19 protein-coding genes are annotated in these 18,773 nt (G+C 54.5%); 10 read left to right on the top strand and 9 right to left on the bottom strand.

Annotation, left to right across the window (positions count from 1 at the left end; all coding sequences use genetic code 11):
* Positions 1–18: 18 nt before the first annotated feature.
* A complete protein-coding gene (gene mnmE, locus FKN99_RS15665) occupies positions 19–1,389 on the top strand; it encodes a tRNA uridine-5-carboxymethylaminomethyl(34) synthesis GTPase MnmE (protein ID WP_172118742.1) in 1,371 nt (456 codons plus the stop codon).
* A 5-nt stretch (positions 1,390–1,394) separates the two neighbouring features.
* On the opposite strand, the gene rarD is transcribed toward mnmE, so the two are convergent.
* On the bottom strand, positions 1,395–2,297 hold the full coding sequence (gene rarD, locus FKN99_RS15660) for an EamA family transporter RarD (protein ID WP_172118741.1): 903 nt from the start codon (positions 2,295–2,297) through the stop codon (positions 1,395–1,397).
* A gap of 107 nt (positions 2,298–2,404) precedes the next feature.
* Here rarD and FKN99_RS15655 point away from each other — a divergent pair, with 107 nt between their 5' ends.
* Positions 2,405–2,857, top strand: a complete 453-nt coding sequence (locus FKN99_RS15655) for an Lrp/AsnC family transcriptional regulator (RefSeq protein WP_172118740.1) — start codon at positions 2,405–2,407, stop codon at positions 2,855–2,857.
* Positions 2,858–2,863: 6 nt separating this feature from the next.
* Here the strand turns inward: FKN99_RS15655 and FKN99_RS15650 are convergent, their stop codons facing one another.
* The 8 genes from FKN99_RS15650 to FKN99_RS15615 all read right to left on the bottom strand — a co-directional run bounded on the left by FKN99_RS15650 (position 2,864) and on the right by FKN99_RS15615 (position 10,706).
* On the bottom strand, positions 2,864–3,709 hold the full coding sequence (locus FKN99_RS15650; RefSeq protein ID WP_172118739.1) for a 23S rRNA (adenine(2030)-N(6))-methyltransferase RlmJ: 846 nt from the start codon (positions 3,707–3,709) through the stop codon (positions 2,864–2,866).
* Positions 3,710–3,797: 88 nt separating this feature from the next.
* Entirely contained in the window at positions 3,798–4,472 is a 675-nt protein-coding gene (locus FKN99_RS15645) for an OmpA family protein (RefSeq protein ID WP_172118738.1), read from the bottom strand.
* A 31-nt stretch (positions 4,473–4,503) separates the two neighbouring features.
* On the bottom strand, positions 4,504–5,670 hold the full coding sequence (hemW, locus tag FKN99_RS15640; protein ID WP_172118737.1) for a radical SAM family heme chaperone HemW: 1,167 nt from the start codon (positions 5,668–5,670) through the stop codon (positions 4,504–4,506).
* Entirely contained in the window at positions 5,663–6,271 is a 609-nt protein-coding gene (rdgB, locus tag FKN99_RS15635; RefSeq protein WP_172118736.1) for an RdgB/HAM1 family non-canonical purine NTP pyrophosphatase, read from the bottom strand. The genes hemW and rdgB overlap by 8 nt, the downstream gene beginning before the upstream one ends.
* A gap of 41 nt (positions 6,272–6,312) precedes the next feature.
* Complete coding sequence (gene hemL, locus FKN99_RS15630; protein WP_172118735.1) at positions 6,313–7,593, bottom strand: glutamate-1-semialdehyde 2,1-aminomutase; 1,281 nt, start codon at positions 7,591–7,593, stop codon at positions 6,313–6,315.
* 36 nt (positions 7,594–7,629) lie between these two features.
* On the bottom strand, positions 7,630–8,439 hold the full coding sequence (gene thiD, locus FKN99_RS15625) for a bifunctional hydroxymethylpyrimidine kinase/phosphomethylpyrimidine kinase (RefSeq protein WP_172118734.1): 810 nt from the start codon (positions 8,437–8,439) through the stop codon (positions 7,630–7,632).
* On the bottom strand, positions 8,439–8,870 hold the full coding sequence (gene hemJ, locus FKN99_RS15620; RefSeq protein ID WP_087107012.1) for a protoporphyrinogen oxidase HemJ: 432 nt from the start codon (positions 8,868–8,870) through the stop codon (positions 8,439–8,441). Before hemJ ends, thiD begins: the two co-directional genes overlap by 1 nt.
* 9 nt (positions 8,871–8,879) lie before the next feature.
* Positions 8,880–10,706 (bottom strand): chloride channel protein, encoded by a 1,827-nt coding sequence (locus FKN99_RS15615; protein WP_172118733.1) that lies wholly within the window; start codon positions 10,704–10,706, stop codon positions 8,880–8,882.
* A 134-nt stretch (positions 10,707–10,840) separates the two neighbouring features.
* Here FKN99_RS15615 and argC point away from each other — a divergent pair, with 134 nt between their 5' ends.
* The 8 genes from argC (at position 10,841) to FKN99_RS15575 (ending at position 18,757) form a co-directional block, all read left to right on the top strand.
* Positions 10,841–11,875: an N-acetyl-gamma-glutamyl-phosphate reductase gene (gene argC, locus FKN99_RS15610; protein WP_172118732.1), complete on the top strand. Its 1,035-nt coding sequence runs from the start codon at positions 10,841–10,843 to the stop codon at positions 11,873–11,875.
* A gap of 103 nt (positions 11,876–11,978) precedes the next feature.
* A complete protein-coding gene (gene erpA, locus FKN99_RS15605; protein ID WP_172118731.1) occupies positions 11,979–12,332 on the top strand; it encodes an iron-sulfur cluster insertion protein ErpA in 354 nt (117 codons plus the stop codon).
* 155 nt (positions 12,333–12,487) lie between these two features.
* Positions 12,488–13,255, top strand: coding sequence for a transporter substrate-binding domain-containing protein (locus tag FKN99_RS15600; protein WP_172118730.1), 768 nt, complete (start codon positions 12,488–12,490; stop codon positions 13,253–13,255).
* A gap of 103 nt (positions 13,256–13,358) precedes the next feature.
* A complete protein-coding gene (locus tag FKN99_RS15595; protein ID WP_172118729.1) occupies positions 13,359–14,027 on the top strand; it encodes an amino acid ABC transporter permease in 669 nt (222 codons plus the stop codon).
* A gap of 14 nt (positions 14,028–14,041) precedes the next feature.
* The gene (locus tag FKN99_RS15590; protein ID WP_172118728.1) at positions 14,042–14,812 is read left to right on the top strand and encodes an amino acid ABC transporter ATP-binding protein; all 771 of its coding nucleotides are present in this window, start codon (positions 14,042–14,044) and stop codon (positions 14,810–14,812) included.
* A 595-nt stretch (positions 14,813–15,407) separates the two neighbouring features.
* On the top strand, positions 15,408–17,312 hold the full coding sequence (gene mnmG, locus FKN99_RS15585; RefSeq protein ID WP_172118727.1) for a tRNA uridine-5-carboxymethylaminomethyl(34) synthesis enzyme MnmG: 1,905 nt from the start codon (positions 15,408–15,410) through the stop codon (positions 17,310–17,312).
* Positions 17,309–17,989 (top strand): 16S rRNA (guanine(527)-N(7))-methyltransferase RsmG, encoded by a 681-nt coding sequence (rsmG, locus tag FKN99_RS15580; RefSeq protein WP_172118726.1) that lies wholly within the window; start codon positions 17,309–17,311, stop codon positions 17,987–17,989. The genes mnmG and rsmG overlap by 4 nt, the downstream gene beginning before the upstream one ends.
* Positions 17,990–18,757 carry a ParA family protein gene (locus tag FKN99_RS15575; protein WP_172118725.1) on the top strand — a complete coding sequence of 256 codons (768 nt, stop codon included), beginning with the start codon at positions 17,990–17,992 and terminating at the stop codon, positions 18,755–18,757. It begins immediately after the preceding gene.
* Positions 18,758–18,773: the final 16 nt, after the last annotated feature.

Below are 18,773 nucleotides of genomic sequence, written 5' to 3'. Positions count from 1 at the left end.
CCATTAATGAGGCGCGCCATGGCTGAACGACTTTATACCCAGGATACGATTACTGCTCTGGCGACACCGCCTGGGCGTGGCGGCGTAGGGATTATTCGCGTCTCAGGGCCTGCCTGTCGCGATATTGCAGCGTCCATACTCGGCCACTGCCCGGCGCCTCGGCATGCCTATCACGGCCCCTTTAAGGGCGCTGATAGCATTATTGACGAAGGCATCGCCCTGCTGTTCAACGGCCCTCACTCCTTTACTGGCGAAGATGTGCTGGAGCTACAGGGGCACGGTGGCCCCATTATCATGGACATGCTGCTTGAGCGTTGTGTGGCCTTGGGCGCGCGGTTGGCGCGGCCTGGTGAGTTCTCCGAGCGGGCCTTTCTCAATGACAAGCTCGACCTTGCCCAAGCCGAAGCGATTGCCGACTTGATTGATGCCACCTCGCGTTCAGCGGCGGAAAATGCCGTGCGCTCACTGCAGGGCGAGTTTTCTACCCGCGTCTCCCATCTGGTTGAGCGGCTTATCGAGCTGCGTGTCTATGTAGAAGCCGCCATCGACTTCCCTGAAGAGGAGATCGACTTCCTGGCGGATGGTCATGTCGCCCAGCGTTTGGAAAGTGTTCAGCAAGCACTCAGCGACGTGCGCAAAGCCGCCGGCCAAGGGGCGCTGTTACGCGAAGGCATGAACGTGGTCATTGCCGGTCGCCCCAATGCGGGTAAGTCCAGCCTGCTTAACGCGTTGACCGAACAAGAGACCGCCATTGTGACCGATATTGCAGGCACCACGCGGGACGTGCTGCGTGAGCACATCCATATTGATGGCATGCCGCTGCACATTATTGATACAGCGGGCTTGCGTGATACCCCGGACGCCGTTGAAAAAATCGGTGTCGCCCGCGCCTGGGCCGAGATTGAGAAAGCCGACCGGGTACTGCTGTTGGTGGACGCCTCTACCACCGAGGCGACCGACCCCATGATGATCTGGCCCGAGTTTGTTGCCCGCCTTCCCGATCAAAGCCGTTTAACGTTGGTACGTAACAAAATCGATACCAGCGCTGAGCAGGCTGGAATTGATTTATCCACAGCCACGCCCACGCTTCGCCTTTCGGCCAAAACCGGTGCGGGTGTGGATAACCTAAAAAACCATTTGAAAACCGTGATGGGCTTTGCGGCGACCACCGAAGGACGCTTCTCCGCACGTCGGCGTCACCTGGATGCCCTCGACCGGGCAATGGCAGCGCTTGATACCGGCCGTGCCCAATTGGATGGCTACGGCGCTGGAGAACTGCTGGCCGAAGACCTGCGCGACGCGCAGCAAGCGCTGAGTGAAATTACCGGCGAGTTTAGCGCCGATGACTTGCTGGGCGAGATTTTTGGCAGTTTCTGCATCGGCAAGTAATACGCTCACTTTTTGGATCGGCGGGGGCGGCGCTGCAACCCCCGCACACCTTCCAACACAAGTACCAAAACGGCCAACCAGATGGCGATATACGTTAGCCACTCTTCAACGCTGATTGACTCACCGAGCAGTAACGAGACGCCCAGTAGCAGCACGGGTTCAACGTAAACCAGCAAGCCAAACAAGCTCAAATTGAGCAGCGGGGCAGAGAGTGCCTGAAACCCCAAGGCAAGGGTGCTAAGCGCCCCCAACCCCATGACGAGTCCGATCGTATCGGCATTGAGCGCTTTCATCATGTGGCCGCCATCAAGAATAAAGTAAAGGCTGACCGGCAAGCTGAGCAGCATATCGAACCAGAGCCCGCCAATATGGTTGGTATCCGTTTTACGCCGCAGCCAGAAATAAGCCGGATAGCCCAGGCACACCGCCAGGGTCGGCCAGGCCAGCGTTTGCGCTATAGCCAGTTGATTGATGATACCCACTACTGCAAACAGGCAAGCCATTTTCTGAAGGCGCGACAGGCGATCTCGGAAAGCGATTTGGCCAATAATCACCATGGTCATCGGCATTATAAAATAGCCCAGTGAGACCGCTAACCCATGGCCGTTGCCTGGCGCCCACATAAACAGCCACAGCTGAAAGCCCAACAAAAATGCTGATACTAGCCGTGAAACCCAGAAGTAAGGTTCGGCCAGTAGTCGACACCCGATAGTCACTAGCTGCGCTCCGTAGCCTCGCCACAGAACAAATACACTAAGGCAGGGAAAAGTTAGCAAGACACGCCAGCCGTAAATCTCTTCTCCTCCCATTGCCGAGAGCAAAGACGTATAGGCAAAGAGTAACGCAAACAGCGCCGAGGCAATCACATTCAACGTGACGCCCAGTGTGGTGTGGTGATCCGTGCGCATAAATGACTTCTAGTCAGAAAATGTAGCGTTATTTTATTGCGGTATGCTTGATAAAGGCGCTTGTATTACCTACCGTCAGCGATAAAATTTCTCACCTGGCAGCACAAATGATACTGGATAACTTTGATCAAAACCTGCTTGAGCTTCTGCAGAAGGATTGCCAGACGCCGCTTCGCGAGCTGGCTGAAACCGTTCATCTGTCAACGGCTTCTGTACAGCGGCGCATACAGAAGTTGAAAAGCAATGGGTTTATCCAGGCAAACGTAGCCGTGCTTGACCCAGACAAGCTGGGCCTAGTCATTACTCTTTTGGTGGAAGTACAAGCAGATAAAACCCACACCGCAGATCTAGAGCTCCTCAAGGCCCAATTTTCCGGGCCTGAAATTCAGCAGTGTTACTACGTGACCGGCGAGGCAGACTTCATGTTGGTACTACTGGTGCCCAGCATGCGTCGGTTTCAAGAGCTAAGCGACACGCTGTTTCACCATAACCCCAACGTTAAATGGTTCAGAACAATGGTGGTGCTGGAGCGTGTCAAAACGTCTCTAGAGGTGATCTAGCGGCAGCTACTCCTCGACCCACCACTGCGTATCAAAGCGGCTTTCACTTCCAAGGCGGTGGGTTACCTCTGCCATTGCGGTCTTCAAGCGCTCATCAAGCCCCCAGGGCGGGTTAACGACCAACATACCGCTACCGTACATACCGTGCGTTTGCTCACCCGGCGCACGCAGCAAAAGCTCGCTGCGCCATATTTTGCGAATACCGCTTGCCTTTAGCCCGTCCAATAACGCGTGATGATGCCCGGCGGGTAGCAGGGGGTACCAAATCAGTAGTATGGCGTGGCGCGCCTTTTCAAGCGTGTATATTGCCGTATCAACCACTTCCTGGTACTCCGCTTTACGCTCAAAACTAGGGTCAATCAGTACACAGAGCCGCGGGGTAGACACCGGCAGCATGGCCGTTAAACCCGCTAAACCATCGCCATAAATACGTTTTGCCTGAGGAGGAAGCGACTGCGTGTTCAAGTGCTCATGCTCACCCGGATGAAGCTCAAAAAGGCGCAGCTTATCGTGCTCGCGCAATGATTGGCTTAGCCACCACGGGGAGCCGGGATAGTGCGTTAACGCACGAGTACTGGGCTGAACGCTGGTGACAGCATTTAACCAATCACAGAGTAACGGGTCGGTGAGTACCTCGCGTTCGTGCCATAGCGGCCAAATGCCCTCACGGTACTCCTGAAGCCGCTGCGTCTCTTTGGTGGCTAACGGATATAGCCCTCTTCCCGCATGCGTATCTATATATGTAACAGGTGTTTTTTTACGTAATAAATAATCAACGACGGTGTAGAGCGTCAAGTGTTTGTGTACATCGGCAAAATTACCGGCGTGATAGGCGTGTTGATAAGACAGCATGGTAACTCGCAGATAAGTGAACGAAAAAAGCCCGCTATGGGATCATAGCGGGCTTTAAACGGTAATGCGCGGGGGAGTTATGTCTTACTTAACCCTGGCCGTTACCGATTGGCGTCAGGGTGATTTCAACCCGGCGGTTTTGCGCCCGGCCCTGCTCGGTATCGTTGCTGGCAACCGGCTGGTTAGCGCCGTATCCCATGGTGTTAAGACGCGAGGAGGATACCCCGTTTTGACTTAAGTAGTTGCCCACTGACTGAGCTCGGCGCTCTGAGAGACGCTGGTTGTAGCTGGCATCCCCGGTGCTGTCGGTGAAGCCGGCAATATTAACCCGCGTATCGGTATACTGCTTGAGCACGTTAGCCACTTCATTAAGCGCACTGCGCGCATCGCCGGTTAGATCTGAGGAGTCAAACCCGAACGTCACGCTGCTGGGCATATTCAGTACGATGTCGTCGCCGCGACGGTCGATTTCAATGCGCGAGCCCTCCAGGTTCTGGCGAAGCTGCTGTTCCTGACGGTCCATATAAGCGCCAATACCGGCACCCGCAGCAGCGCCCACGGCAGCACCAATCAAGGCACGGTCACGACGGCTGGTACTTCCGCTACCCGAAAGTGCACCCGCAGCAGCGCCTACCGCCGCGCCAATCCCTGTTCCCATGCCGGCCGATGAACGTTGTGTCTGGCCACCATAAGGGTCAGAGGTGGCACAGCCCGCCACTAAGATCGCAGCAGCCAACGGGGTCAGTAGTCGAGAAATACGCATCACTCACTCCTTGTATATTTTTGCGCTTGAATTATTCGTCGCTGATAAAGGCCAGCAACTCATTCAAGAATAATAGACCTTGAGGCGATGCACGCAGCTTTTCGGGCATTTCCATCAAAAGTCCTTTTTTGGCGGCGGTGTGTAAACGCGCTAAAAGTGCTTCCTGCGGCTGGCCGGTATGCGCCGACCAGGCCTGCATGGCAACCCCTTCGGTTAAGCGAAGCGCATTCATGGAAAACTCAAGTGGCAACTCGTCCGCCGCGATAGGCTGCTTGCCCGCCAGGAAACCGCGTGGGTCATTATCACGCCGTAAGTAAGCATCGGGCTGGCGCGTTTTCCAGCGCCGTTCAATATGCCACTGCCCTTGCGGGTCAATCGTCGTCAGTTTGCCGTGTGCCCCGGCGCCAATGCCCAGATAGTCGCCAAACTGCCAATAGTTGAGATTATGCCGGCTCTGCTTACCAGGTTTTGCATAGGCTGAAATTTCGTAGCGTTCAAAGCCCGCCTGCTCCAATCGCTGATGGCCAAGCTCCTGAATATCCCAAAGCGCCTCCTCTTCAGGCAGAACAGGTGGCTGTGAATGAAACGCGGTATTCGGCTCAAGGGTTAGCTGATACCAGGAGAGATGATCCGGTGACAGCGCAAGCGCCTGGTCAATATCATCAAGCGCCAGGGAGGGCGTCTGGCCAGGCAAGCCATGCATCAGGTCGATATTAATATTATCAAACCCCGCCGCACGCGCCTGGCCTACCGCAGTAATAGCCTCTTCACCGCCGTGAATACGCCCCAAGGCCTTCAACTGAGCGGGCTGAAAGCTTTGAATACCCAACGAGAGACGATTGATGCCCGCCTCGCGGTAGCCCGTAAAGCGTGCCTGCTCGGTGGTGCCAGGGTTCGCCTCCATGGTGATTTCTATATTGGGCGCGAAAGGCAAGCGTCGGCGTATTCCATTAAACAACCGTTCAAAGAACGCGGGTGACATCAGGCTTGGCGTACCACCGCCAATAAAGATGGTCTGAATCTGACGCTCAGCAGCTAACGCCAGATCGCCATCCAGATCATGAAGTAGTGCTTTTAAATAAGCTGCTTCGGGTAAATCACCATTAGGTTCATGAGAGTTGAAGTCACAATAAGGGCACTTGCGTACGCACCAGGGCGTATGAATATAGAGCGATAACGGAGGTAATGGCTTAGCCATGTGCCACCTTAAGTATATCAACCAACCCTTGAAGCGCCCGCCCACGGTGGCTTAGGCGATTTTTTAAGTCACTGGGTAATTCCGCCACGCTCATTCCCTGGTCGGGTAGCCAGAACAGCGGGTCATAGCCAAAGCCACCCTCTCCGCGTGGATGAGCAAGTAACTCCCCTTCCCAGCTGTGCTGAACAATAACCGGTACCGGATCAGCAGGATGGCGCAAATACACCAGCACGCACCAGTAGCGCCCGGTGCGCTGACCTTCTGCACAGTCATTAAGCGCTGCCAATAGTTTTTCATTGTTACGCTGATCGCTTTTCGGCTCACCAGCGTAGCGTGCGGAGTAAATCCCCGGCGCCCCTGAAAGCGCATCGACCTCAAGGCCGGAGTCATCAGCAAGCGCCGGTAAGCCGCTAACTCGGCTCGCCTCACGCGCTTTTAAAAGGGCATTTTCAACAAAGGTTAACCCCGTTTCTTCGACATCATGTACGCCAAAATCTGCCTGTGGGCGAACATCCAACCCCAATGGGGCCAGCAGTTGATTGAACTCGTTAAGCTTTCCCGCATTGCCGCTTGCTAGAACAAGGGTATTTACCGTGACCATTGTATTTCTCCCGGCATGGATATAGCAGACAGGTTGCCTGACTACATTATTGAGAAGGCTTTTTCTGCAGCATCCAGCGTAAATTGGATATCCTCAGGCGTATGAGCGCTCGACATAAAGCCTGCTTCAAACGCCGAAGGGGCCAGATAAACGCCGTGATCCAGCATCGCGCCAAAGAAGCGGCGGAACGCCTCGGGGTCACACGCGGTTGCCTGGGCAAAGTTATCCACACGGCGTTGAGAGGTGAAAAACAGCCCAAACATGCCCCCCGCTGACTGTGTCATCATGGAGACACCGGCTGCATTAGCACGCTCTTTCAGGCCACTGCAAAGTGTTTCAACCCGCTGAGAAAGCGCGTCATGAAAGCCGGGGACCTGGAGCTTGGTTAATAACGCAATACCTGCCGCCATCGCCAAGGGGTTACCCGACAGCGTACCTGCCTGGTAAATCGGCCCCATGGGGGAGATATTTTGCATAATCTCGCGCTTACCGCCAAACGCACCGACTGGCATACCACCACCAACAATCTTACCCAAGCACGTTAAATCAGGCGTAATGCCGTAATGCACCTGAGCCCCGCCCAGCGCAACGCGGAATCCGGTCATGACTTCATCGAAAATCAGAATGCTTTCATGCTCGTTACACACCCGGCGCAGCGTTTCCAAAAAGCCCGGCTGGGGAGGAATACAGTTCATGTTACCTGCAACAGGTTCAACAATAATGCAGGCAATCTGGTCACCGATTTCAGCAAAGCATTCTTCAACACCTTCAATATCGTTATAGGAGAGCGTAATGGTGTGCTCGGCAAGAGACGCGGGAACACCTGGCGAGCTGGGTTCGCCATGGGTGAGCGCGCCAGAGCCCGCTTTTACCAGCAACGAATCTGAATGGCCGTGATAGTTACCTTCAAACTTAACGATCTTGTCGCGCCCGGTGGTGCCGCGTGCCAAGCGGATCGCCGACATGGTGGCTTCCGTACCAGAACTGGTCATGCGCACCATTTCCATGGTGGGGATCATTTCGCAGATCAGGTCTGCCATGGTGGTTTCCACCGCGGTCGGGGTACCAAACGAGAGACCGTTGTCCAAACGAGCACGTACCGCTGCCAACACATCCTGGTCCGCATGACCGGTAATCATCGGGCCCCAGGAACCTACATAGTCCACGTAGCGGTTGCCTTCCACATCAAACAGATAAGCGCCCTGGGCGCGCTCCATAAATACCGGCGGACGGTGCAGGCCTTTAAACGCACGTACCGGCGAATTTACGCCACCTGGAATATGGCGGCTAGCAAGCTCAAACAGTTCAGCAGATGTGGTCATGGCGTCCTCAATATCAATGGCGTAGCGCGAATAAAATCAAAAGCGAACCGGCCGTGGCAAGCGATTAGGTAAACACTGCCCGCTAGGCGGCTGATACCCATGAGACAGACTCTCCCAGGTAAAGTGCTGGGCCTGTTCACAGGCCGTCGGCAAACGCTCACCGGCGGCAAGGCGTGCCGCAATGGCAGATGCCAAGGTGCAGCCTGAACCGTGAAACCGTTCCGGCAGACGTGGCCACTGCCATTGGCGCGTGGTATCCGGCGAGTGCAGTGTATTAACAACCTGCTGCTCGTTACCTGGAACAGGCTCATCGGTCGCGGTTACTAAAATAGCCTGGCAACCCTGGGATAAAAGTGCGACGGCGCGCGCCGTATCATCCAGGGGGCCGTCAATCTCTGGAGTGAGCTGCTTAAGCTCATAACGGTTGGGCGTTAAGATATCCACAAGCGGTAGCAGGCGAGCCGCATAGAGGCGTTGCAATTGGGGTGTGGATAACTCAGTACCGCCACCGGCTTTAAGTACTGGGTCGGCCACAACCGGGATGCCTGGGAAACGGCGAATAATCTGCTCGGCTGCTCTTAGCGTTGCTTCATCTGCCAACAGGCCCAGCTTGATCGCAGCAACCTGCATCCCGCTAAGCGCCTCTGCCATTTGGCGCATCAACGCGGGGTCGGCCGGAACGACATGGCTCACGTTATGGCAGTTTTGCACCGTTAACGCGGTGGGAATCGTCACTGCCCAACCGCCACAGGCGGCAATGGCTTCGCTATCTGCCACTAAACCCGCTCCGCCCGTCGGGTCATGGCCCGCCAGTACTAAAACAACCGGTGAAAGAGGTTGGCGCATCAAAAAGGTTTCACAACGGCAAGTAGAATAATCGCCACTAGCGCAATCACCGGCGCTTCGTTGAACCAGCGAAAGAACGTGTGGCTTTTCGTGCAGCGATCCTGGGCAAACTGTTTTAAATAAATCAGACAGACGTGATGATAGGCGATCAGCAGTACCACAAAGGTGAGTTTAACGTGCATCCAGCCTTGGCTGAACCAGCCGGGCACCAGATACAGCATCGCCCCGCCAAAGATAAGCACCAGTATCATGGAAGGCGTCATGATGCCGCGATAAAGCTTACGCTCCATGGTTTTGAAATAGGCGATAGCTTGATCGTCGCCTTTATCTCGTGCCATGGCGTGATACACATACAGCCGCGGCAAATAAAACAGGGCGGCAAACCAGGTCACCATGGTCATTAAATGCAGGGCCTTCAACCATAGATACATTGTCTCTCCTTATACGGGCGAATCATTCGCTTTCGGGTCAGTACGGGTATTTGGGTCAGCGTCGGTATTGGGGTCAGAATAGTAATAATAACGTTCAATGGCACCACGGGTGATGATACCTGAAATTCGCTGCCGCTTTGGCCGATAACCGTGCACTACATAAAGCGCGCCCAAGGCATCGTCTTGAAGCTTTACAAACGCCTCTGACAGGGTGGCCTGTAGGCCAATCGGCGCAAGTTCCAGGCGCTGGCCCGGAATTTCCAGTAAATCGACGGATTCATTATCGGGAGGAGCATCGCCATCAAGCGCTTCATCGTGCTCCAAAAGCCACCGCGCCAGCGCCGACGCTTTTAACGCCAGTACCGATTTTTCTTCATTTGAACGCTCAATAATCAGCCAGACAGGATTGGTTTCCAGTAGTTTACGTGCCTGCTCAAACGTCACCTTGCGCTCAGTACGTACCAGGCTTCGCTCCATCACCGCAGGCACCGACACGCGGGAAAGCGCCTGCATTAACGGCTGTTGAAGCGGGTGCAGCCCATAACGTACGGAACTAATAAAAAATCCTTCGCAGCCGGTAAGCTGGCGAGACGTCAGGCAGGCAACCACCACCACCAACATACCCGGCAACATGACATGCGGCGTATGAGTAAGCTCCAACAGCGCCATTAACGCCGCAAGCGGCGCTTGCAGCACCGCCCCCATCATGGCCGCCATGCCTAACATGGCGTAAATGCCTGGGTCTGACGCTTTATCAGGCCATAGCCAGCCACCCAAAATACCGCCCAGCGCGCCTGTCGCAGCACCAATCACCAGCGTGGGGCCAATAATCCCGATGGGTACGCTACCTGATACGGTCAGGGCGGTAATCAAAAGCTTGGCAATCATCAGCGCCAGCAACACGTTAATGTCCAATTGATTATTAAGCGCCGCCGCCACACTATCGTAGCCAATTCCCTGAACCTGCGGAAACCACCATGCCACCACCCCGGTCGCCACCCCCACACAAGCCAAACGAAGCCACAACGGCCATGCCTGCATGCGTTTGTTACGTGAAATATGAATAAATAGCCCCGCCAATAGCCCGACCACAAAGCCGAGTACGATGACCCACGGTAAATTCATGAGCGAGCCCAGCACGACCTCGGGGATACGAAAAGCCGGCTCATTGCCATACACCATCTGCGCAATGAGCGCCGCCATCGTAGAGGCTAAAATCACCGGCATAAAGCTCATCAGGGTATACTCCATCATGACGACTTCCATGGCGAAGATAACCCCGGCAACCGGTGTATTGAACGACGCAGAAATCCCCGCCGCCGTCCCACAGGCAACCAAAACGCGCAGGCTGTTATTGGGTAACCGAAGCTTGACTCCCAACCCGCTTGACGCGGCAGCGCCTAAATGAATAGCCGGGCCTTCCCTCCCAGCAGAGAGCCCACCAAGAACCGACACCACCCCCACCCACCATTGATTCAGCCAGTTTCGCATTGGGAAGCGGCCCTGGTGATAAGAGAGGCGCTCAATAACGTGCCCTACTCCCATCTTTTGGGCAGCGGCTTTTTGCCGATAAAGCAGCAGCCCCAGCACGCTAACGGCAATAATAGGCAGCAGTGAGCGCAGCCACGGAGGCAGTCCTTCAAATCCTTCCGGGTTTCCATCCGGCATATAAAACACCGCCCCCGCTTCGAGCAGTAGCCGGAAGGCGACCATCGCCGCCCCCGTAATGATCCCCGACACTAACCCCAATACGCACAGCTGAGGCAGCGCATCAACATGGGCCAACTGGCGTCGAAACCCCTCGAGGGTGAAATCTGATCGGGAAAAACGCGCCACGACGACCTTCCTTTACGCATGTAGTGTAGTTCTCTTGTGTATCATAGCCCGATACGCTTCGACAGCCTGCGCCAATCTGTTTAGGCTGTTAATTATTACCCTGTCTCGAATGTGCAACGTGTAAGGAGTCGTTTGTGATTAAGGTCGGAATTGTCGGCGGTACCGGTTATACCGGCGTTGAGCTACTGCGGTTACTCGCCCAGCACCCCCATGTCAGCGTTGAAGCCATTACCTCGCGCTCGGAAGCCGGCGTCAAGGTATGCGATATGTATCCCAATCTGCGCGGCCACTACGACACATTGACGTTCAGTGAACCCGATGCAAAGCAGTTAGGCGATATGGATGCGGTATTTTTCGCCACTCCCCACGGTGTTGCCCACGCTTTGGCTGGCGAGCTTTTGGACAAAGGCACCCGCATTATCGACCTGTCGGCTGACTTCCGCCTGCGTGATGTCAAGGTATGGAGCCAGTGGTACGGCCAACCTCACGGTGCGCCTTCGCTACTTGAAGAAGCGGTCTATGGCCTGCCCGAGATGCACCGCGAAAAAATCAAAACGGCGCGCCTGGTGGCCGTGCCAGGCTGCTATCCAACCTCTGTGCAGCTAGGCTACCTGCCGCTGCTGGAAGCCGGGCTGGTTGATCCTCAACAGCTGATTGCTGACTGCAAGTCAGGTGTGACGGGGGCAGGCCGAGGGGCCAAGGTGCCTTCACTACTGGCAGAAGCCAGTGAATCTTTCAAAGCTTACGGCGCCTCAGGGCATCGTCATTTGCCCGAAATCCGCCAGGGCCTTGGTGATATGCAGGCGCACCCGGTGGGGCTGACCTTCGTTCCTCATTTAACACCGATGATACGGGGCATTCACGCCACGCTCTATAGTCAGCTCACCACCTCAGTGGATGACCTTCAGGCGCTGTTTGAAAAACGTTATGCAAGCGAACCCTTTGTTGATGTGATGCCTGCGGGTAGCCATCCTGAAACGCGCAGCGTTAAAGGCATCAACACCTGCCGTCTGGCCGTGCATCGTCCGGAAAATAGCAACACCGTCGTCGTGTTATCGGTCATTGATAACCTGGTGAAAGGCGCCTCGGGCCAAGCCATTCAAAACCTCAATCTGATGTTTGGGTTCGAGGAGAGCATGGGCTTGACCGCTCCTGCCTTGATGCCATAAGCCACGTACAAAATCCCGGCAATAGTTGACCCTTTTGCTGGGAATTATCCATAATCATCTTCCAATGCTGATTATTCGTTCTTAAAGCTCGCGGGAGGTACCCATGAGCGGTGCAGAAGCTTTTGTTCCAACCCCTTTAATGCTGTCCGATAGCGCACGTAAACGTATCCGTGCCCTAATGGATGAAGAAAATAACCCTGCGCTAAAACTGCGCGTCTATGTCACCGGCGGTGGCTGTTCAGGTTTTCAGTACGGCTTCGATTTTGCCGATACGGTCGCCGAAGACGATACGCTCATTGAATTTGGCACGGCGACCCTGGTGGTCGACCCTCTCTCCTACCAGTATCTGGTTGGCTCGACGGTGGATTACGAAGAAGGCCTCGCTGGCGCACGCTTTCGCATTCAAAACCCCAATGCCACCACCACCTGCGGCTGCGGCGCCTCTTTTATGGTGTAGGCGCTTATAACGCTAGCAAAGCGTTGGTACCCATGACTTGACGCCTTGGTGGTTTCTCGCCAAGGTTAAAAGGTCAACAATTGCTCTAACGCGGTGTGAAGAGAACGTCGTCTCTTCTTTTCACCGCTTCAGCGCTATAAAACATGGGGAAACCAATGAAAACCATACTAACGACAACTGCTATCGCTTCCTCCATCGCTCTGGGTTTAAGCGGCGCCTCTGTCGCCATGGCCCAAACGCCTTCTGTTAATGTCGCAACCGACCCAAGCTTTGTTCCTTTTGAAATGATGGATTCAGAAACCGGCGAGATGATCGGTTTCGATATGGATATTATCAATGCCGTTGCCGAGCGTGCCGGTTTTGAGGTCAATCTCACCACCATGGAATTTTCGGGCATTATTCCCGCCGTGCAAACCGGCAGTCAGGAAATTGCCATCGCAGGCACGACCATCACCGAAGAGCGTGCGCAGGTCGTTGACTTCTCTGACCCCTACTACGATTCCGGTCTACAGATTATCGTTCGTGCCAACAACGAAGACATCTCTTCATTGGAAGACCTCCAGGGCCTGACCATCGGTACCAAGATCGGCTCGACAAGCTACGACTTCCTCCAGCAAGAGCTGGGTGAAGGCGCTGACATCACGCCCTATCCAGGCACCGCCGACATGTACATGGCTCTGCTGGGCCGCAACGTAGACGCCGTGCTGTATGACGCCCCTAATGTTGCTTACTTCTCCCAAACCCGCGGCGAAGGACGTACCAAAGTGGTGGGACCGCTTTATGAAGGCCAGCAGTATGGCATTGTGTTCCATAAGGGCAGCGAATGGGTAGAACCCACCAATGAAGCCCTGGCCGCCATGCGTGAAGACGGCACTTACGACGAAATCTACAAAAAATGGTTCGGTGAAGCCACCAGCGAGTAACCCAGCGGCGCTATAGAGTTAACAGCTAATTTATCACAGGGCCGGGCGGCTACCCTCCCGGCCCTGTGACGTTATACGTCGCGTGTTTTTTTGGAGATAAGACGTGGATTTCGACTTTCATTTCGACTGGGCAGCCGCGTTTGCGTCGATCCCTTACCTGCTACCGGGTATTCCCTGGACGCTGCTAATTTCATTTGGCGGTCTAGCAATCGGCTTTTTTATTGGTATTTTCTTTGGCCTGCTGCGTATTAGTCCGATCCGCTGGCTACGCTGGGTGGCCCTCTGCTACATAGAAGTGTTTCGTGGTACGCCTATCCTCGTGCAGGTACTGTTTATTTTCTACGGCCTGCCCCAGCTACTGGGCAGTCCTATCAATGCGCTGGTCGCAGGCATTGCCGCTATTGCGGTTAACTCGGGTGCGTATATTTCTGAAATCGTGCGAGGCGGCGTGCAGTCCATTGAGCGCGGCCAGCGTGAAGCATCCCTCTCGTTAGGGCTTTCGCGCGCTCAGGCCTTTCGCTATGTGATTTGGCCCCAGGCGCTGCGTCGTATGATTCCTCCGCTTGGCAATCAGGCCATTATCAGCATTAAAGATACCTCACTATTTTCAGTCATTGGGGTCAGCGAGCTGGTACGCCAGGGGCAAATCTATATCGCGACAACCTTCACCGCCCTGGAGGTCTACTTTATGGTTGCGGTGATGTATTTAGCGATTACCTGGACCCTCTCTATTCTTCTGCGCCTGCTGGAGCGTAGAGGCATCGCAGGCTGATAAGGAAACGTACAATGACCGATACCGTGTCACCCACAACGCCCTCCATTGTGCGTATGCAAAAGCTGAATAAACATTTTGGCAACCTGCACGTACTCAATGAGATCGACCTTGAAATTATCCCCGGTGAAGTCGTCGTCATTATTGGCGCAAGCGGGTCAGGTAAATCCACGCTGATTCGCTGCATCAATGGGCTGGAAGAGTTTCAGTCGGGCATGCTGGAAGTAGATGGCAATACGCTAACGCCTAACGGCAAGAGCAGCAAGGCACTACAAACCATCCGTACGGAAGTCGGTATGGTGTTTCAGCAGTTCAATCTATTTCCCCACCTTAGCGTGATCGATAACATCACCCTGGCACCCATGAAGGTGCGTGGCTGGAACCGCGACGATGCAGTGGCAACCGCAAAACGCCTGCTGGATAGGGTCGGAATTGCCGACCAGGCCGATAAGTACCCCAGTCAGCTCTCAGGTGGTCAACAGCAGCGTGTTGCCCTCGCCCGTGCCTTGGCCATGGAGCCTCGGCTTATGCTGTTTGATGAGCCTACCTCAGCGCTTGATCCCGAAATGATTGGTGAAGTGCTGGACGCCATGCGTGAGCTGGCGAAAGAGGGCATGACCATGGTGATTGTCACGCATGAAATGGGCTTTGCCCGTGAAGTAGCCGATCGCGTGATTTTTATCCATAAAGGGGTTATTGCTGAGCAAGGAGCGCCACAACAGCTCTTCGATTCGCCTCAGCATGAACGCACTCAATCGTTTCTTGCCCGGGTGCTTAAACACTAATCTTTAGCACTCACCTTAAGCACGAATACCGGCAAAAAATACCCGCTTTAACGCATTTTTTATGGCCTGTCCTTGCGACAGGCCATTTTTTTTCCCTGTGGATAGTTTTTTTATTTTAAAACGCTACAACATGCCACAGCGCCCATGAGGAGCGCCTTTAAGGTGGACATGCAATGCTTTTTAGATGTGTTCACAGCTGCGGTAACAACGTCGGTATGAGTAGGTGGATAAGCCGTGTTTTTATGGCGCTGTGGGTAAGTAGCGGTTCCATCCACAGGGCCTACACCGTTTCTACGCAGCTAATACGCTGCTTAACCACGTAAAGGTCAACATTTTAAGCATTTGAATTTTATAAACTTAATAGAGTTATACACAGAAACTGTCCACACTAATAATTACAGCATTAACAGAACTTCTCTTATTTTATTTATATATTGTTATTAATAGAGAGTAACTGAGCAGACGAGGTGTGGAAAAACCTGACGGTTACCCACAGGGGGTTTATACTGGCGGGCTTGTTTAACTACGCCGACACGTCTGAAACTGACGAAACGGCCACATCATTCGTGCCAATTGGCGCAAGACGAGGTGTCTCTTGAATTACCCCGACCGCTTTGACGTGATTGTCATCGGCGGTGGCCATGCGGGAACTGAAGCCGCACTGGCCTCTGCTCGTATGGGCTGTCAGACCCTACTGCTCACGCATAACATCGAGACCTTGGGTCAGATGTCGTGCAACCCCGCTATTGGCGGCATTGGCAAAAGCCATCTGGTGAAAGAGATCGATGCGCTAGGCGGGGCGATGGGGCTTGCCACGGATTTAGGCGGCATTCAGTTCCGGGTGTTAAACGCTCGAAAAGGGCCGGCAGTACGTGCCACACGTGCTCAAGCAGACCGCGTTCGCTACAAAGCAGCGATCCGCGGCATGTTGGAAAACCAGCCAAATTTAACGATTTTCCAGCAGGCAGCTGGTGATCTGATTGTGGATAACGAGACGGTTCGTGGCGTTGTAACGGAGACTGGTATTCGTTTTTATGCCGAGTCCGTTGTGCTGTCGACGGGTACGTTTTTAGGTGGTGTGATTCACATCGGCCTGGATCAAAGTCGCGGCGGTCGAGCAGGTGATCCACCCTCGAATGCCTTGGCTGAGCGTCTGCGTGCCCTGCCGTTTCGGGTTGACCGGCTCAAAACCGGCACGCCACCGCGCATTGATGCTAAAAGCGTGGATTTCTCACAGCTTGAAGAACAGCCTGGCGATACGCCAACACCGGTCATGTCCTACCTTGGTTCGCGGGATATGCACCCTCAGCAAGTCAGCTGTCATATTGCGCACACCAATGAGCGCACGCATGAGCTGATTCTGGCGAATCTTGATCGCTCACCGATGTACTCCGGCGTGATCGAAGGCGTGGGTCCGCGCTACTGCCCATCAATTGAAGACAAGGTTCATCGCTTTGCCGATAAATCGAGCCATCAGGTCTTTATTGAACCGGAAGGCCTGGATACCCATGAGCTATATCCCAACGGTATCTCGACCTCGCTGCCCTTTGATGTGCAACTGCAGGTAGTGCGCTCGATTAAAGGGCTGGAGAACGCGCATATCACGCGGCCAGGCTATGCCATTGAGTATGATTTCTTCGATCCGCGGGATTTAAAACACTCACTGGAAACCAAATTTATCCACAACCTGTTTTTTGCCGGGCAGATCAATGGCACAACAGGTTACGAGGAAGCCGGGGCGCAAGGCCTGCTGGCCGGACTCAACGCCGCGCGGCGTGCCATGCAGCAGGATGCCTGGTACCCACGTCGTGATGAGGCCTATCTTGGCGTGCTGGTGGACGACCTGATCACAATGGGCACCAAAGAGCCTTACCGTATGTTTACCTCCAGGGCGGAATACCGGTTATTGCTGCGTGAAGATAACGCCGACTTGCGACTGACTGAAAAAGGCCGTGAGTTAGGCTTGGTGAATGACCAGCGCTGGGAAGCATTTAGTAAAAAGCGCGAAGCCATTGCGCTGGAGACCGCGCGTTTAGCCAGTGTTTGGATTCAGCCAAGCAGCCCGGCTGCGGCAAAAATTGCTGAAAAAACCGGCAAACCACTCTCCCGCGAGTATCGGTTGAGCGATCTGCTCAAGCGCCCGGAGCTAAATTATGCGGACCTTGCTGAACTGCCGGGGCTGGAAAGCGGCGTTATCAATGATGAAGCCGTTGCCGAACAGGTACAGATCCAGTCGAAGTACGAAGGCTATATCGAACGTCAACAGTATGAAATTGATAAGCTTAAGCGCCATGAAGCGATGCCACTTCCCGCCGACCTGGATTACCAGCGGGTGGAAGGGCTCTCCAATGAGATTCGCCAGAAGCTGACCAACGTACGGCCTGAAACACTGGCCCAAGCGGCGCGTATTTCAGGCGTAACACCGGCCGCAGTGTCTATTTTGCTGGTGCATCTTAAAAAGCGTCGTCTGATCGCCTCGCCCGAGGTGGCTAACGGATGAGCGGTTTAACTGTATTGGTGAGTAGCTTGCCTGTGAGTGTCGCTGCACGACTGGATAATGGATTAGCGCAGCTCGGTTTAACGGTAACGGTAAGCCAGCGTGAACAGTTGCTTGGGTTTGTCGCCCTATTGCACAAGTGGAACAAGGCTTATAACCTCACGGCAGTTCGCGATATTGATGATATGGTGGCACGTCACATACTGGATAGTGCGGCTGTCGCGCCTTATGTGCATGGCCCTAGATTGCTGGATGTGGGTGCGGGGCCAGGTCTGCCGGGTATCGTGCTGGCCATCCTTGATCCGGCGCTGTCCGTTACGCTTTTGGATAGTAATGGTAAAAAAGTCCGTTTTCAGCGCCAGGCTATCATGGAGCTTGGGCTAAAAAACGTGACTGCAAGCCAGGCGCGGGTGGAGACGTTTAGTGACCAGCCGTTTGATCAGGTAATTTCACGCGCGTTCGCAAGCCTGGTGGACTTTGTCACCCTAACGCGTGAACTACCCACGGCGAACGGACAGTGGTTGGCCATGAAAGGTCCTGGCGCTGACGATGAGTTGCGTGAACTGCCCAGCGGTATTCGACTGCAAACACGTCACCTGCTAAACGTGCCCTTCGATACGGCCAAGCGACAGCTATTGATTCTGAACGTTGATTCTGAACCCCAGGAAGGAGTTGAGTAAGTGAGCCAGATCATTGCCCTGACCAATCAAAAAGGCGGCGTGGGCAAGACCACCTCAGCCGTTAACCTGGCGGCTAGCCTTGCTGCTCTTGATCGTCGAGTACTGCTGGTGGACCTTGATCCTCAAGGGCACGCCAGCATGGGCAGTGGTATTGATAAACACGAACTCGATAAAAGCGTCCTGGATGTACTGCTCGGCGATGCCACCGCCGCCGATACCATCGTGCGCGACCTGCCGGTCAACTATGATGTTCTCCCCGGTAACGGTGACTTGACCGCTGCGGAAGTCGAATTGCTGGATCTTGATAAGCGCGAAAGCTGCCTGACCACGGCGCTTGGCTCGGTTGCTGAGAAGTACGATGTGGTGCTGATTGACTGCCCACCGTCGCTCAATATGCTGACCGTTAATGCGCTGACGGCAGCGGATAGCGTGCTTATTCCGCTGCAGTGCGAGTTTTACGCGCTGGAAGGACTGTCGGCGCTGTTGGATACTGTTGAACAGATTAAGCAAAGCGTTAATCCTGATTTGGCGATTGCGGGTATTCTGCGCACCATGTACGACAAGCGCACCAGCCTAACGCGGGAAGTGGACAAGCAGCTGCGAGACTTCTTTGGCGATGCGCTGATCAAGACGACGATCCCGCGCAACGTCAAAGTGGCTGAAGCGCCAAGCCACGGAATACCCGTGACGCAATATGCCCGCTTCTCACGCGGCAGCCAGGCGTACCGCGTACTGGCAAAAGAGATGATTCGTCGGTTATCGCTATAACGTATTGATTAGTACG

Source organism: Halomonas hibernica (genome assembly GCF_013183775.1).
Lineage (GTDB): Bacteria > Pseudomonadota > Gammaproteobacteria > Pseudomonadales > Halomonadaceae > Vreelandella > Vreelandella citrativorans.
Note: the sequence above shows the minus strand (reverse complement) of the source record. Positions and strands in the feature narration are given on the sequence as shown.